The organism is Polaromonas sp. P1_E1_2, from assembly GCF_056406035.1.
Map to the genome: position 1 here is coordinate 1 of NZ_JBFUAZ010000038.1, position 14,486 is coordinate 14,486.

Annotated in this window: 13 protein-coding genes; 10 read left to right on the forward strand and 3 right to left on the reverse strand. The window is 62.9% G+C overall.

Annotation, left to right across the window (positions count from 1 at the left end; all coding sequences use genetic code 11):
- The first annotated feature begins 49 nt into the window (after positions 1–49).
- Entirely contained in the window at positions 50–2,374 is a 2,325-nt protein-coding gene (gene rnr / locus AC1D1P_RS03925) for a ribonuclease R (protein WP_477672150.1), read from the forward strand.
- A gap of 75 nt (positions 2,375–2,449) precedes the next feature.
- Complete coding sequence (locus AC1D1P_RS03930; RefSeq protein ID WP_477672142.1) at positions 2,450–3,019, forward strand: YggT family protein; 570 nt, start codon at positions 2,450–2,452, stop codon at positions 3,017–3,019.
- A gap of 20 nt (positions 3,020–3,039) precedes the next feature.
- On the opposite strand, the gene AC1D1P_RS03935 is transcribed toward AC1D1P_RS03930, so the two are convergent.
- From AC1D1P_RS03935 to AC1D1P_RS03945, 3 genes are all read right to left on the reverse strand, one after another.
- Entirely contained in the window at positions 3,040–4,569 is a 1,530-nt protein-coding gene (locus AC1D1P_RS03935; protein ID WP_477672143.1) for an NAD(P)H-hydrate dehydratase, read from the reverse strand.
- A gap of 71 nt (positions 4,570–4,640) precedes the next feature.
- Entirely contained in the window at positions 4,641–5,900 is a 1,260-nt protein-coding gene (locus tag AC1D1P_RS03940; protein WP_477672144.1) for a D-amino acid dehydrogenase, read from the reverse strand.
- Positions 5,901–6,021: 121 nt separating this feature from the next.
- Positions 6,022–7,368 (reverse strand): amidase, encoded by a 1,347-nt coding sequence (locus AC1D1P_RS03945; protein WP_477672145.1) that lies wholly within the window; start codon positions 7,366–7,368, stop codon positions 6,022–6,024.
- A gap of 162 nt (positions 7,369–7,530) precedes the next feature.
- Between AC1D1P_RS03945 and rpsB the strand changes: the two genes are divergently transcribed.
- The 8 genes from rpsB to rseP all read left to right on the forward strand — a co-directional run.
- The gene (gene rpsB, locus AC1D1P_RS03950; RefSeq protein ID WP_477672146.1) at positions 7,531–8,283 is read left to right on the forward strand and encodes a 30S ribosomal protein S2; all 753 of its coding nucleotides are present in this window, start codon (positions 7,531–7,533) and stop codon (positions 8,281–8,283) included.
- A 127-nt stretch (positions 8,284–8,410) separates the two neighbouring features.
- Positions 8,411–9,325: a translation elongation factor Ts gene (tsf, locus tag AC1D1P_RS03955; protein WP_457280557.1), complete on the forward strand. Its 915-nt coding sequence runs from the start codon at positions 8,411–8,413 to the stop codon at positions 9,323–9,325.
- A 61-nt stretch (positions 9,326–9,386) separates the two neighbouring features.
- On the forward strand, positions 9,387–10,097 hold the full coding sequence (gene pyrH / locus AC1D1P_RS03960) for a UMP kinase (protein ID WP_036838012.1): 711 nt from the start codon (positions 9,387–9,389) through the stop codon (positions 10,095–10,097).
- Positions 10,098–10,149: 52 nt separating this feature from the next.
- Positions 10,150–10,710, forward strand: coding sequence for a ribosome recycling factor (frr, locus tag AC1D1P_RS03965; protein ID WP_477672151.1), 561 nt, complete (start codon positions 10,150–10,152; stop codon positions 10,708–10,710).
- Between the two features lie 26 nt (positions 10,711–10,736).
- Entirely contained in the window at positions 10,737–11,477 is a 741-nt protein-coding gene (uppS, locus tag AC1D1P_RS03970) for a polyprenyl diphosphate synthase (RefSeq protein ID WP_477669250.1), read from the forward strand.
- Positions 11,477–12,337: a phosphatidate cytidylyltransferase gene (locus tag AC1D1P_RS03975; RefSeq protein WP_477672147.1), complete on the forward strand. Its 861-nt coding sequence runs from the start codon at positions 11,477–11,479 to the stop codon at positions 12,335–12,337. The genes uppS and AC1D1P_RS03975 overlap by 1 nt, the downstream gene beginning before the upstream one ends.
- 13 nt (positions 12,338–12,350) lie before the next feature.
- Positions 12,351–13,538: a 1-deoxy-D-xylulose-5-phosphate reductoisomerase gene (gene ispC, locus AC1D1P_RS03980; protein WP_477672148.1), complete on the forward strand. Its 1,188-nt coding sequence runs from the start codon at positions 12,351–12,353 to the stop codon at positions 13,536–13,538.
- A gap of 1 nt (position 13,539) precedes the next feature.
- On the forward strand, positions 13,540–14,486 hold a 947-nt coding region (gene rseP, locus AC1D1P_RS03985), incomplete at its 3' end, for an RIP metalloprotease RseP (protein ID WP_477672149.1).

Here is a 14,486-nt window from a genome sequence, read left to right on the forward strand (position 1 = left end):
CAAAACAACTCACTCCCATCCCGGCGGATCGTCCGCCCATTCATCCGGCTTGCTCGCTGAATTCGAGGGCACCGTTTCCGGCCACCGCGACGGCCATGGTTTCGTATTGCGCGATGACGGCGAAGCAGATATTTACCTGCCGCCCAACGAAATGCGTGCAGTCCTGCACAAGGACCGCGTCAAGGCCCGCATCGTGCGGCACGACCGCAAAAACCGGCCCGAAGGCCGTGTCACGGAAATCGTTGAGCGATCCTCGAATCCCATCATCGGCCGCCTGCTGCAGGAAAGCGGCGTCTGGCTGGTTGCACCCGAAGACAAGCGCTATGGCCAGGACGTTCTGATCCCCAAGGGCGCTACCGGCACGGCCAAGGCCGGCCAGGTGGTGGTGGTGCAACTCACCGAGCCGCCGGCGCTGTTCGGCCAGCCCGTAGGCCGCGTCAAGGAAGTACTGGGCGAGATCGACGACCCTGGCATGGAGATCGAGATCGCGGTGCGCAAGTACGGCGTGCCGCATGAATTCAGCGACGAAGCGCTGGCCCTGGCCCGAACCCTGCCGGACGCCGTGCGGCCTGCCGACAAAAAGCACCGCGTTGACCTGACGGACGTGCCGTTGGTCACCATCGACGGCGAAGATGCCCGCGACTTTGACGACGCCGTGTATTGCGAGCCCGCCAAAGTGGGCCGCGGCAAGGGCTGGCGTCTGCTGGTGGCGATTGCCGATGTGAGCCACTATGTGGAAACCGGCAGCGCCATCGACATTGACGCCTATGACCGCGCTACCAGCGTGTACTTTCCGCGCCGCGTGATTCCCATGTTGCCGGAAAAATTGTCGAATGGCCTTTGCTCGCTCAACCCGAATGTCGAGCGCCTGTGCATGGTCTGCGACATGCTGGTCAATGCCAAGGGCGAGGTTCACGCCTACCAGTTCTACCCGGCGGTGATGTTCAGCCAGGCGCGCTTTACCTATACCGAAGTGGCCGCCATCCTGGCCAATACACGCGGCCCTGAAGCGGCGCAGCGCAAGGCGTTGGTGCCGCACCTGCTCGACTTGCACGACGTGTACCAGGCGCTGCTCAAGGAGCGTGGCGAACGCGGGGCAGTGGATTTTGAAACCACCGAGACCCAGATTGTTTGCGACGAAGCCGGCCGGATTGAAAAAATCGTGCCCCGCACGCGCAATGTGGCGCACCGCCTGATCGAGGAAGCCATGCTGGCTGCCAACGTCTGCTCGGCGGACTTCATCTCACAAAGCAAGCACGTGGGCCTGTACCGCGTGCACGAAGGCCCAACGCCCGAGAAGAAGGAGATGCTGCGCAACTACCTGAAGGCGGCCGGCATCGGCATGACCATCACCGATGACCCGGCGCCCGGCGAATTCCAGAAGATCGCGCTGGCCACCAAGGACCGGCCTGACGCACAGCAAATCCACTCGATGCTGCTGCGCTCCATGCAGCAGGCCATCTACACACCGATGAACAGCGGCCACTTCGGCCTGGCGTACGAGGCCTACACGCACTTCACCAGCCCGATCCGGCGTTATCCTGATTTGCTGGTGCACCGTGTCATCAAGGCGGTGCTGAACAAGGCCAAGTACCAGTTGCCGACCCTGCCCACCCCGGGCGAGGCCGAGGCCAAGCTGTCCAAACGCCTGGCTGCGCGCGTCAAGGAGCCAACGCAAAAGCCGAAAAAAGCCAGCGCCGACGAACTCGCCTGGCAGGCGGCCGGCCTGCACTGCAGCGCCAACGAACGCCGCGCCGACGAAGCCAGCCGCGACGTGGAAGCCTGGCTTAAATGCAAGTACATGCGCGAGCATCTCGGTGAGGAATTCGGTGGCGTCGTCACCGCGGCCACGGGCTTCGGCATCTTTGTCACGCTGGATGCGATGTACGTCGAAGGCCTGGTGCACATCACCGAGCTGGGTGGCGAATACTTCCGCTTCGACGAAGCCCGCCAGGAACTGCGCGGCGAGCGCACCGGCATCCGATATGCCATCGGCACGCGGGTGCGGGTGCAGGTCAGCCGGGTGGACCTGGACGGCCGCAAGATCGACTTCCGGCTTGTCAACGAGGGCCAGGACCTGGTCGGCCGCGCCATGAAGGACAAGACAGGCGGCCATGCGGCGGAACTGCCGGCACAGGAACGCGGCGCTTCGCGCCATGCGGCCGAGCCTCGAACCGGCGGCAAGGCGGGCAGCAAGAGTGCTGGAAAACGCTCGGAGTCGCGCTCAGGCGGCCGCGGCGGCGGCACAGCCAGCCGCAGCGCCAGCAGCAGCGAAAGGGCGCCCAAGTCGCCCATCCAGGCCCTCAAGGCGGCTGTCAAGAAGGCGGCAGGCAATCCGCCGGGCCGCAAGCAGGGCAAGAAGCCGCGCCGTTAGGCGCCAGGACACCATGAAATTTCCGCACAACACCTTTTCCCTGCCTGCGCTTCGTACGCACAAGGCACGCTGCCCATGCTGATGCGCGTATTGGCTTTCCTGCTTGAAACGCTGTTCTTCCTGTTGATTGCAGCGGCTTTGCTGCGAGCCTGGATGAACTGGGTCCGGGTCAACATGACGGCCCAGCCCGGCCGTTTTGTGATGGCCGTGACCGACTGGCTGGTCAAGCCCTTGCGCCGCGTGCTGCCCAGGCCGGTGATGCAGTCCCGGGTGGACTGGGCCAGCGTCCTGGCGGCCGTGTTGCTGGCACTGGCTTATGCGTTGCTGTGGGGCCTGTTGTTTGGCCTGCTGCTGGGGGGCACCCTGTGGACTGCCGGGGCTGCACCTGTAGCCTTGCTGACGCTGTTGTCGTTTGCGCTGAAGATGCTGATCCGCGTGGCGCTGCAAACCCTGTTCATCCTGGTGCTCGGTTTTGCCATCCTGTCGTGGGTGCAGCCTGGCTCACCCGCGTATGGTTTGCTGGGGCGCCTGACCGAGCCCCTGCTGGCACCCCTGCGCCGCGTGATCCCCACGGTGGGCGGCGTGGATTTGTCCGCGCTGGTGCTCATCGTCCTGATCCAAATCGCCCTGATGATCCTGGTGTAAGGCCCTCGTCGGCGCGTCTGTCAGTTGCTGCCGCCTTGTGCATGGGCCAGTTCCGAGGCTGTCAGGGCCGGGGCCGTCCATTCGTCGGCCAGACGGCCATGTGCCCATACGGCGCTGCAGGCCGCGTCGAAGGCATCCAGCCCGGCCGCCATCCGTGCGCCCACCATGCCCGCCAGCACGTCGCCGGTGCCGGCCGTGGCCAGCAGGGCGTTGCCGGTGCTGTTGATGGCGCTGCTGTGGCCCGGCGCCGCGATCACCGTTCCCGAACCCTTGAGCACCACCACACACTGAAACTGTTCGGCAAGCTGCCGGGCCGATGCCAGCCGGTCGGATTGAACCGCGGCCGCTGTGGTGGCGGCCAGCCGGGCAGCTTCCAGTGGGTGTGGCGTCAGCACCGTGCGGTAGYCGCGGCCGTGACGTGCAATGAGCTGCGCCTGGAACTGCGTGTCCCCTGCAATGGCATTGAGTGCATCGGCATCCAGCACCAGCCGCCTGGCAGTCGACAGCACCCTGGCCAGCACGGCCTTGACGGCCTCGCCGCCGCCGCAGCCGCACACCACCACCTGCTGCGCGAAGTCCAGCGCCTCGGGCGTGCGGAACATCRGTTCGGGTTGTTGCGGATCGACCGCGATGGCCGGGCTGCCGAGCAACGCCACAAATACCCGGCCGGCACCGGCATGCAGGGCGGCACGCGCCGCCAGCAGCGCGGCGCCCGCCATGTGGCTGTGGGCGGTGGACTCTCCCCCGAACACGGCCACGTCGCCAAAGCTGCCTTTGTGGCTGGCATGCGCGTTGCCTGAACGGGGCGGCTGGCCGGCATGGTCGGCGCCCAGCAACCAGGCGTCGGTCTGGCTTGGGGTTGCCTCCTGCGTTTCGCGGACGCCGAGATCGYCAAACCAGACCTGGCCCGCCCAATCCCGGCCGCCGGCGGTGAACAGCCCCGGCTTCAAGGTTAAAAGGCTTAAGGTAAAAATGGCTGTAGCGTCCGGTGAATGGGCGCAAGCAGCTATCAAATGTGTAGCAGATCCGGTGTCCGCATCCAGGCCGGTCGGTATGTCTACCGCCAGCCGCGGCGCACTGCCGGCTTGCATTCGCGCCAGCCACTCCAGCATCAAGGCCGTGCCTGGGCGGTCGGGGGCCAGCGCGCCGCCTATGCCCAACAGGGCATCGATGCAGAAATCAAAATCATCGGGCGGTTGCGCCGCCATGGGCACGCCCGCGGCGATGGCGCGCTCGCGCGAGGCATGGGCGTCGGGCGGCAGGCTGGTTTTTCCGGCCGGCAAACCGGTCCAGGTTACGGTGACATTTTTGCCCCATTGGTGCAGATGCATGGCGGCCTCAAAACCGTCGCCGCCGTTGTTGCCGGGCCCACAGGCGATCCAGATGCGCTGCGCATGCGGCGCCAGGGCCAGCGCCAGGCGTGCCACCGAGAGGCCGGCCCGCTGCATCAGCGTGTGGGGCGCAAGCCCGGCGGCGGCACGCCGTTCAAGTTCGCGCGTCGCCGCCACGCTGTGAAGCGGCTCGCTGCGGGCGCTGGAAATTTTTCGCATGGCCTGATTGTGCGTCCCCGCAAAGCAAAAAGCCCGGCAGGCCGGGCTTTGGGCATAAACGCGGGGTGGTTTCAGCCCAGGCGGGCCACGCCCAGGCCTTCCATGTCGATGTCGGCGGTTTTGCCGGCCATCAGGTCGGCCAGCACCCGCGCGCTGCCGCAGCTGAGAGCCCAGCCGCTGGAGCCATGCCCCAGGTTGAGCCAGAGGCCGGGAATGCCGCTGTCGCCGATGATGGGCGGCCCATCGGGCAGCATGGGACGGGCGCCTTTCCATTCCTGCACGCTGGCGCCGGTATTGGAGAGCTGAGYCGCACCCGGGAACCAGTCGTGCAGCACCTTGTACAGCGTCTGGATGGACGATGCCCGCTTGTTGTCAAGCGTGCCGCCGATTTCGGCGCTGCCCGCCACACGCACGCGGTTGCCCAGGCGGGAAATCGCGACCTTGTAACGTTCGTCCATCAGTGCGCTGCGCGGTGCATTCAGCGGTTCGCGGATCGGCGCGCTGATGGAGTATCCGTAAACCGCCGCCATGGGAATCTTCAGGCCCAGCGGCCTCAGGAGCTCCGCGGAGGCCAGGCCGGCGCACATGACCACCCGGTCGTAGCTGCGGGGGCTGGCCTCGCCTGCTATCAAAATACTAGCAGGTTGCGCACGTTCCAATTGGGCTACAGCCGTATTGAACTCAAAATTCACGCCGATGCGCTGGGCTTCGTTCTTCAGCAGCAGGGCAAACTGGCGGCAATTGGCCACCTCGTCGTTCGGCAGGTGCACGGCGCCCAGGAAGTCGGTGTCAGGGCTCAGTGCCGGCTCGATCTTGCGCACCTCGTCGGGTCCGATTTCCCTGAACACCACGCCGGCGTCGCGCAGCACGGCCAGGCCCGGCTGCACCAGCTTGCTGTCTTTTTCAGAGCGCAGCAGCACCATGTAGCCGGGGCTGCCGTCGTACTCAAGCTCCAGTTCGGCGGTCAGGTAGTGCAGCCTTTCGCGGCTGTAGAAAGCCAGGCGCTGCATGCGTGCGCGGTTGGCCAGGTAGGTTTCGAGCTTGCAGGCGCGGAACCACTTCCACATCCAGGCCAGGTCGCGGCCCGACAGGGGCAGGCCGAGCTTGACCGGCGCGTGGCGGTTGAACAGGTGGCTGATGACCTTGCCCGGCATGCCGGGGGCAGCCCAGGGCGTGACATATCCGGGCGCTACCAGGCCGGCGTTGGCAAAGCTGGTCTCCTCGGCCGCCGCGCCGCGCCGTTCGAAGACGGTGACCTCGTGGCCGTCCAGGGCCAGCTCGTAGGCGGTGGTGATGCCGATGATGCCGGCGCCAATGACGGCAACCCTCATGCGAGGCTCCCGCGGTCATGTGGGGCAGGCACGGGGCGCGGGGCTGGGGAGATGTTTTTGTACATTTTTATAAGAAAAAGGCTTTTAAGCCAATGGGAATGAGCGCGAGAAGCTATCGTTTTTATAGCGAATTCGACAGGGCGGTCTCCACCTGCAGGGCCAGGTCCAGCACCGCGTCGTCATGCAACGCCGCATGCCAGAGCATCAGGCCCACGGGCAATTGGCCGGGCGTGTGGCAGGGCAGGGAAATGGCGCAACCGTCGAGCATGTTCACCACGGAGGTATTGCGCAGCAGCAGGCCGTTGACCCGGAAAAATTCGGCATCGTCGTCCAGCAAACCGGCGATCGGCGGCGCGACGATGGGGACGGTGGGCGAGAGCACGGCGTCAAAGCCTTGCAGGCGTGTTTCCATGCGGCCCATCCAGGCCTTGCGGGCGGCCAGCAGGTCGATGTAGTCGGCCGCACTCATGCCGGCGCCGCGCAGGATGCGCAAGGCCACGCGCGGGTCGTATTCGGCCTGGTGTCTGGCGATCAGCGTGCGGTGCCAGGCGTAGCTTTCCGCCGCCGAGAGGCCGCCGGTGGCATTGATGGCGGCCAGCTCGCCGATCTCCTCCAGGCCGATTTCCTCGATGTGCGCACCCGCCTGGCGAAGGATTCGCAGGCTGCGCCCAAACGCTTCGGCGACGGTGTTGTCCAGGAGGTCCTGCATCACGGTGTGGGCGACGGCCAGGCGGCAGGAGGCGAGCGGCTTGCCGGTCAGTTGGACCTTGCGTGCCGCCAGAACCTCATGCACGGTGACCGCGTCGCGCACCGAACGGGTGAGGGCGCAAACGGTGTCCAGGCTGGTGGACAGGGGAAGGGCGCCCTCCGTGGGCACCAGGCGCGCAGTGCTTTTGAAGCCGACGATGCCGCAAAGCGCCGCCGGGATGCGGATCGATCCGCCGGTGTCGGAGCCGAGCCCGACCAGGGCTGCGCCCGTGGTTACCGAGACCGCCGCACCGGAGGACGAACCCCCGGGAATACGTGCCACCTTCGGGTCGCCCGGGTTGACGGGGGTTCCGTAGTGCGGATTGATGCCGACACCGGAGAAGGCGAACTCGACCATGTTGGTGCGCCCCATGAACGTGGCGCCGGCAACACGCAGACGTGCCACGGCGGGGCAATCTTCTGCGGCAGGCGCGGCGCCTGCCAGCACGGTGGATCCGGCTGCGGTGGTCTGGCCGGCCACGTCGAACAGGTCCTTGACCGACACCGGAATGCCGGTAAGTGGAAGCCCTGCAGCGTCCGCAACGGGGTTTTCCGCCATTCCGGCGTGGTTTTGCGGGCTCCCCGGCATGAAAACGTGGCGGCAGGCGTCACTTTGGGCCGTGGCCAGGGCCTGTTCGATAACCTGCCGGGGAGAGGTCTGGCCGGCCGTCATGGCCTGGCGAGTGGCATGGAGGTCGCCTGAAGGGGGCATCTGGCTCATGGGGTGGGAGGGTGTTATACTCGACAGGCTTTGCAAATGACGATTTTGTTGTTTGCAAGGCAAATCGCAAATCAGCCACTCAAGGTGTTGCCCCGGAAATCTCGAAAGAGGCCAACGGGACGATAAGCGCTGATTTTAGACACAACCTTTTGGAGTATTCCTATGTCGACCACTATGCGCGAAATGCTGGAAGCAGGCGTTCATTTCGGACACCAAACCCGCTTCTGGGACCCCAAGATGGCCCCGTACATCTTCGGCCATCGCAACCGTATTCACATCATCAACCTGGAAAAATCGCTTCCGATGTACCAGGAAGCGATGAAGTTCGCGAAGCAGCTGTCTGCCAACCGCGGCACCATCCTGATGGTAGGCACCAAGCGCCAGGCTCGCGACATCGTCGCCACCGAAGCCAAACGCGCCGGTGTTCCCTATGTTGACCAGCGCTGGCTGGGCGGCATGCTGACCAACTTCAAGACGGTCAAGACTTCCATCAAGCGCCTGAAGGAAATGAAGGCCCAGCAGGAAGCCGGCCTTGATTCCATCAGCAAAAAAGAACAGCTCACCTTCAAGYGCGAAATCGAAAAGCTTGAAAAAGACATCGGCGGCATTCAGGACATGAACGCCCTGCCGGACGCCATTTTCGTGATCGACGTGGGCTTCCACAAAATCGCGATCCTGGAAGCCAAGAAGCTCGGCATTCCACTGATCGGCGTGGTTGACTCCAATCACTCGCCTATCGGCATCGACTACGTGATTCCCGGCAACGACGACTCCTCCAAAGCTGTCGCCCTGTACGCCCGCGGTATCGCCGACGCGATCATCGAAGGCCGCGCCAATGYCGTGAACGACGTCGTCAAGGCGGTTTCGGCTGAGAGCTCGGATGAGTTCGTGGAAGTGGAAAACGCAGCCGCCTGATAGTTTTCGGCTCTGCGCCAGACGCGAAAAAGGGGCTCGCGTAGCCCCTTTTTCACAACCTAACGAAAAGCTGGATGCGAATTGATCGCTTCCAGCGTGTCAAAAACGACAAAACGGAGAATCAAAGATGGCAATTACTGCAAGCATGGTCGCTGAACTGCGCGCCAAGACCGACGCCCCCATGATGGAGTGCAAGAAAGCACTGACCGAAGCTGAAGGTAACTTCGAAAAAGCCGAAGAAATCCTGCGCGTCAAGCTCGGCAGCAAGGCCGGCAAGGCCGCTTCCCGCGTCACCGCCGAAGGCGTTGTGGCTGCGCACCGCGAAGGCGATGTGGGCGCGCTGGTGGAAATCAATTGCGAAACCGACTTCGTGACCAAGAACGACAGCTTCCTGGCCTTCACCAAGGCAGTGGTCGAAGGGATTGTCAAGAACAACCCGGCCGACGTGGAAGCCGTGGGCGCCATGCCTTTATCGCTTGACGGCTTTGGCCCGACGGTCGAAGACGTGCGCAAGGGCCTGATCGGCAAGATCGGCGAAAACATGAGCGTGCGCCGCTTCAAGCGTTTCTCGGGCAGCAAGCTGGCCTCTTACCTGCACGGCACGCGCATCGGTGTGGTCGTGGAGTTTGAAGGCGACGAAGCCGCCGCCAAGGATGTCGCCATGCACGTGGCCGCGATGAAGCCCGTGTCCCTGTCCAGCGCTGAAGTGCCTGCCGAACTGGTCGCCAAGGAGCGCTCGGTGGCTGCAGCCAAAGCCGCTGAAGATGCCGCCAAGGCACAAGCCGAAGGCAAGGCCGTCCAGTCCGCTGAAATTGTTGCAAAGCGTATCGAAGGTGGCGTGCAGAAGTACCTGAAGGAAGTCAGCCTGTACAACCAGACTTTCGTCAAGAACGACAAGCAGACCGTCGAGCAGATGCTCAAGGAAAAAGCGACGACGATCAAGTCTTTCACGCTGTATGTCGTGGGTGAAGGCATTGAGAAAAAGGTGGACGATTTCGCTGCCGAAGTCGCCGCCCAGGTCGCCGCAGCCAAAGCTGCTTGAGCATTTCAGTCCAGCCGGAAGGCCGCTAAACTTCAGACAACCCAACAAAGAAAGCTCTCACATGCCAGCCTACAAGCGAATCTTGTTAAAACTGTCAGGTGAGGCCTTGATGGGGGATGATGCCTTTGGCATCAACCGTGCGACCATCGTGCGCATGGTGGAAGAGATTGCCGAAGTCACCCGTATGGGTGTCGAAGTGGCGGTCGTGATTGGCGGCGGCAATATCTTCCGCGGTGTGGCCGGCGGTTCCGTCGGCATGGACCGCGCCACTGCCGACTACATGGGCATGCTGGCTACTGTGATGAACGCCCTGGCCTTGGGCGACACCATGGACAAGGCCGGGTTGATCGCTCGCGTGATGTCGGCCATCGGCATTGAGCGCGTGGTTGAGCCTTATGTTCGCCCCAAAGCCCTGCAGTACCTCGAAGAGGGCAAGGTCGTCATCTTCGCGGCCGGCACCGGCAACCCGTTCTTCACCACCGACACGGCAGCCGCATTGCGCGGCGCGGAGATCGGCGCCGAGATCGTGCTGAAGGCCACCAAGGTCGACGGTGTGTACACTGCGGACCCCAAGAAAGACCCGAAAGCCACGCGCTACACCAACATCACCTTCGATGAAGCCATGGGTAAAAACCTGGAGGTCATGGACGCCACCGCTTTTGCGTTGTGTCGCGACCAGAAACTCCCCATCAAGGTGTTCAGTATTTTCAAGCATGGTGCGCTCAAGCGCGTCGTGCAGGGCGAGGACGAGGGAACCCTGGTTCACGTCTGAGCCTCCTGTCCCAGCTTGTTCTTTTTCGCTATAAAAATCCGGAGATTCGACCATGAGCATTGTTGAAGTCAAGCAGCAGGCAGAGCAAAAGATGCAGCAGTCTATTGACTCGTTCAAAAATGGCCTGACCAAGATCCGCACGGGCCGCGCCAACCCCGGTTTGCTCGATACCGTGCATGTTGACTATTACGGCTCCATGGTGCCGATCAGCCAGGTGGCCAATGTGTCGCTGCTCGACGCCCGCACCATCAGCGTCTCGCCCTGGGAAAAAGGCATGGGCGCCAAGATCGAAAAGGCCATCCGTGATTCAGACCTGGGACTCAATCCGGCCGCGCAGGGTGACCTGATCCGCGTGCCCATGCCGKCCATGACCGAAGAGCGCCGCCGCGAACTCACCAAGGTCGTGCGCGCCGAAGGGGAGCACGCCAAAGTGGCTATTCGCAACCTGCGCCGCGATGCCAATGATGGCGTCAAGAAACTCGTCAAGGACAAGCTCGCTTCTGAAGACGACGAACGCCGTTCGCAGGACGATATCCAGAAGTTCACGGATCGTTTCATTGCCGAAGTCGACAAACTGGTCGCCGGCAAGGAACAAGACATCATGGCGGTTTRACGCCTCGTCGTCTGGCCTGATTCACCATGGCCACCACCCATCCCATAGTCCCGCACCACGTTGCCATCGTTATGGATGGCAATGGCCGGTGGGCGACCAAACGGTTTTTACCCCGCATTGCGGGCCACAAGCAGGGCGTTGATTCGCTCAGCCGCTGCGTTCGCGCATGCCTGGACCGCGGCATCGGCGTCCTCACGGTTTTCGCTTTTTCTTCGGAGAACTGGAACCGGCCGGCAGAAGAGGTGTCCGGGCTGATGGAGTTGCTTGCCTATTCTCTTTCCAAGGAAGTCCCCAGCCTGAATGCCAACGGCGTGCAACTGCGTTTTGTCGGAGACCGCCTGCGGCTTTCCGAGAAAGTCCAGGCAGGGCTGGCGCAAGCTGAGCTCGACACCTCGACCAACCAGCGGCTGGTTTTTAATGTGTGCTTCAACTACGGTGGTCGCTGGGATATTGCCCAGGCTGCCAACAGATTGGCCAGCCGCGGTGAAGCCATTACCGAGCTGTCGCTGGACAGGGAGATGGCGCTGGCGCACGTGCCGGACCCGGATCTGCTGATTCGCACAGGCGGTGAGTTGCGGATCAGTAATTTTTTGCTGTGGCAGGCAGCTTATTCAGAGCTGCATTTCTCCGACAAGTTGTGGCCTGAATTTGACGAGGCGGCGCTGGACGAGGCGATAGCCGTCTTTCGGACTCGCGAACGACGCTTCGGCAAGACCTCCGCCCAGGTCAGTGGCCGCAGTACCAATGAAAATACAAAGGCTGCCTGATGCTTAAACAGCGCGTGATCACAGCGATTGTCCTTCTGGCTATTTTGCTGCCAGCCCTTTTCTACAAGACGCCAGAGCCCTTTTGTGCCGTCGCGCTGCTGCTGATTGCTGCGGGTGCCTGGGAGTGGGGCCGGCTGAACGCACTCGGGCAGGGGGTCTCACTGGGGCTCGCCGCCGTTTGTGTCGGGCTGTGCGCGCTGGCATGGTACGTTGGCCTGCTCGCAAAGCCCCTGCCGCTTCTTTGGGCTGCTGCAGGTGCCGCTTGGGTGCTTGCCGGTGGCTGGTTGTTGCGCAATGGTGTGGCGGGCTGGCCGCGTGTACCCAAAGTAATTCGCCTTCCGGGGGGGCTGGCTGCGTTGTTGGTTGCATGGCTGGCTGTGGCCCAGGCTCGTGTGGCGGGCATTGACTTTTTGCTGTCCGTTCTGCTGCYGGTCTGGGTGGCCGATATCTTTGCCTATTTTGCAGGCCGTGCCCTGGGAGGCCGGTTCAGCAAGGGCAAGCTGGCTCCTTCGATCAGTCCTGGTAAAAGCTGGGAGGGCGTGTGGGGCGGCATGGCCGGTGTGGTGGCGCTGTCGCTGGCCTGGGTCTGGCTGGGCCGTGCGGGCATTGGCGGTGGCTTCTGGGCTGACGCCACGCTTTACAGCCGGCTGGCTGATCATCACGGCATGGCCGTCATGCTGCTGGCGGTTATTTTCCTGGCCGCCATGAGTGTGGTTGGCGATCTGGTCGAGTCTCTTATCAAGCGCAGTGCCGGGGTTAAAGACTCCAGCGGCCTGTTGCCGGGCCACGGCGGCGTGCTCGACCGGGTCGACGCGCTATTGCCCACGCTGCCCCTGGCGATGATGCTGGTTACCCTTTAGGCTTTGCTCCCGTATGTCCTTTGAAAAGCAGCGTGTGACCGTTTTGGGCTCCACGGGGTCCATTGGTGTCAACACGCTTGATGTCATCGCCCGCCATCCTGAGCGCTTTGAGGTGTTTGCCCTCAGCGCGGCAACCCAAACGGACTTGATGCTGGCGCAGTGCGCCCAGTTCAAACCCCAATACGCGGTTATGGCCAGTGAGCGCCATGCCCGTTTGCTGGCCGAGAAGATCAAGACAAATCAGCTACCGGTGCAGGTTCTATGGGCGCAAGATGCTCTCGAAATGATAGCGTCGCACGAGTTGGTGGATACCGTGATGGCCGCTATTGTGGGCGCTGCCGGGTTGGGTCCGTGCATGGCGGCCGCAAAGGCGGGCAAGCGCTTGCTGCTCGCCAACAAGGAGGCCCTCGTCGTCGGCGGCGAAGTGTTTATGCGGGCGGTTCGTGAAGGGGGGGCCCGGTTGCTGCCTATTGACAGTGAGCATTCGGCCATTTTCCAGTCGTTGCCCGAAGACCCGGCGGTGTGGCCCCGGCGCATCGAAAAAATCATGCTGACCTCGTCGGGCGGTCCTTTTCGCGCCCGTGATCCAGCAACTTTGCGCGACGTAACGCCCGAGCAGGCCTGCGCGCACCCTAATTTTTCCATGGGCCGCAAGATTTCGGTGGATTCGGCCACGATGATGAACAAGGCTTTGGAGGTGATCGAGGCCAAGTACCTGTTTGGTGTCGTGCCGGAGCAGATCGAGGTGGTGATCCATCCGCAGCAAATCATCCATTCGATGGTGCAGTTCCATGACGCATCGGTGATGGCCCAGCTGGGTACGCCCGATATGCGGGTGCCGATTGCCTATGGCCTGTCCTGGCCGGAGCGGATCGAAAGCGGCACGGCGCGCCTGGACTTCGCCCGCATGGCCGCCATGACATTCGAGGTCCCGGACTTTCAGCGCTTTCCCTGCCTGCCTTTGGCCTGGGAGAGTTTGCGTGCGCCGCCGGGCACTTGCGTGGTGCTGAACGCAGCCAATGAGGTTGCTGTGGCGGCGTTTTTGGACCGGCGCATCCGCTTCGACCATATTCACCATGTAAATCATGCAACTTTGGAGGCCGCGGCAGTCTCTCAGGTGGACGACATAGAAGGCTTGCTGGCGCTGGATGAGCAGGCCCGCCGCGTTGCCACTCAAATCACCCAAGGTCTGGAGTCCTGAGATGCTGACACTGGTTTCTTTCGTTGTGACTCTCGGTATCCTGATTGCCGTGCACGAATACGGCCATTACCGCGTCGCAGTGGCGTGTGGCATCAAGGTCCTGAAATTTTCCATCGGATTCGGCAAACCTATTTACACCTGGAAGCTCAAAAACAAGTCGACAGAGTTTTCCATCGGCATGCTGCCCCTGGGCGGCTACGTCAAGATGCTGGATGAGCGCGAGGCCCCGGTGGATCTATCCGAGCGTCATCTGGCTTTTAATACCCAGCCGCTGAAATCGCGGGTTGCCGTRGTGGCCGCCGGCCCGGCCGCCAATTTGCTGCTGGCCATAGTGCTGTATGCCGTGGTCAACTGGACTGGCTTGCAGGAGCCCAAAGCCATTTTGGCCAGCCCGGTAGCAGGATCGCTTGCCGAAAAGGCTGGCCTGGGTGGCGGGGAAATGGTTCAGCAGGCGGCTTTTGAAGGCGGCGACCTGGAGGTCGTTCATTCTTTTGAAGACTTGCGCTGGAGGCTCACTCAAGGTGCACTGGATGGTCGCGACCTCACCTTGGTGCTTGGCAGCGATGGCGCAGCGTCAGGGCAGACTGTGCGGTTGCTGCTCAGTACGCTGGGTGCACCCGAAGCAGATGCCGATCTGTTCAGGAAAATTGGCATTCTCGGCCCCTGGACCCGTCCGGTGATTGGCACTGTCATGCCCGGGGGCGCCGCAGAAAAATCCGGCCTGCGTGCCGATGATCTCGTGCTTCGCATTGGCGAGACAGCGATTGTGGATGGGCAACAGCTGCGCGAGGTGATACGTACCTCTGCCCGCTCGACCGGAACGGGTGCTGCCGTTGTCCCGCAGACATGGCAAATCAGCCGTGCTGGCGCATCCCTGGCGCTGCAAGTGACGCCTGAACTCAAGGCAGTGAACGGGGTGATGGTGCCCCGGATTGAGGCCTATGTGGG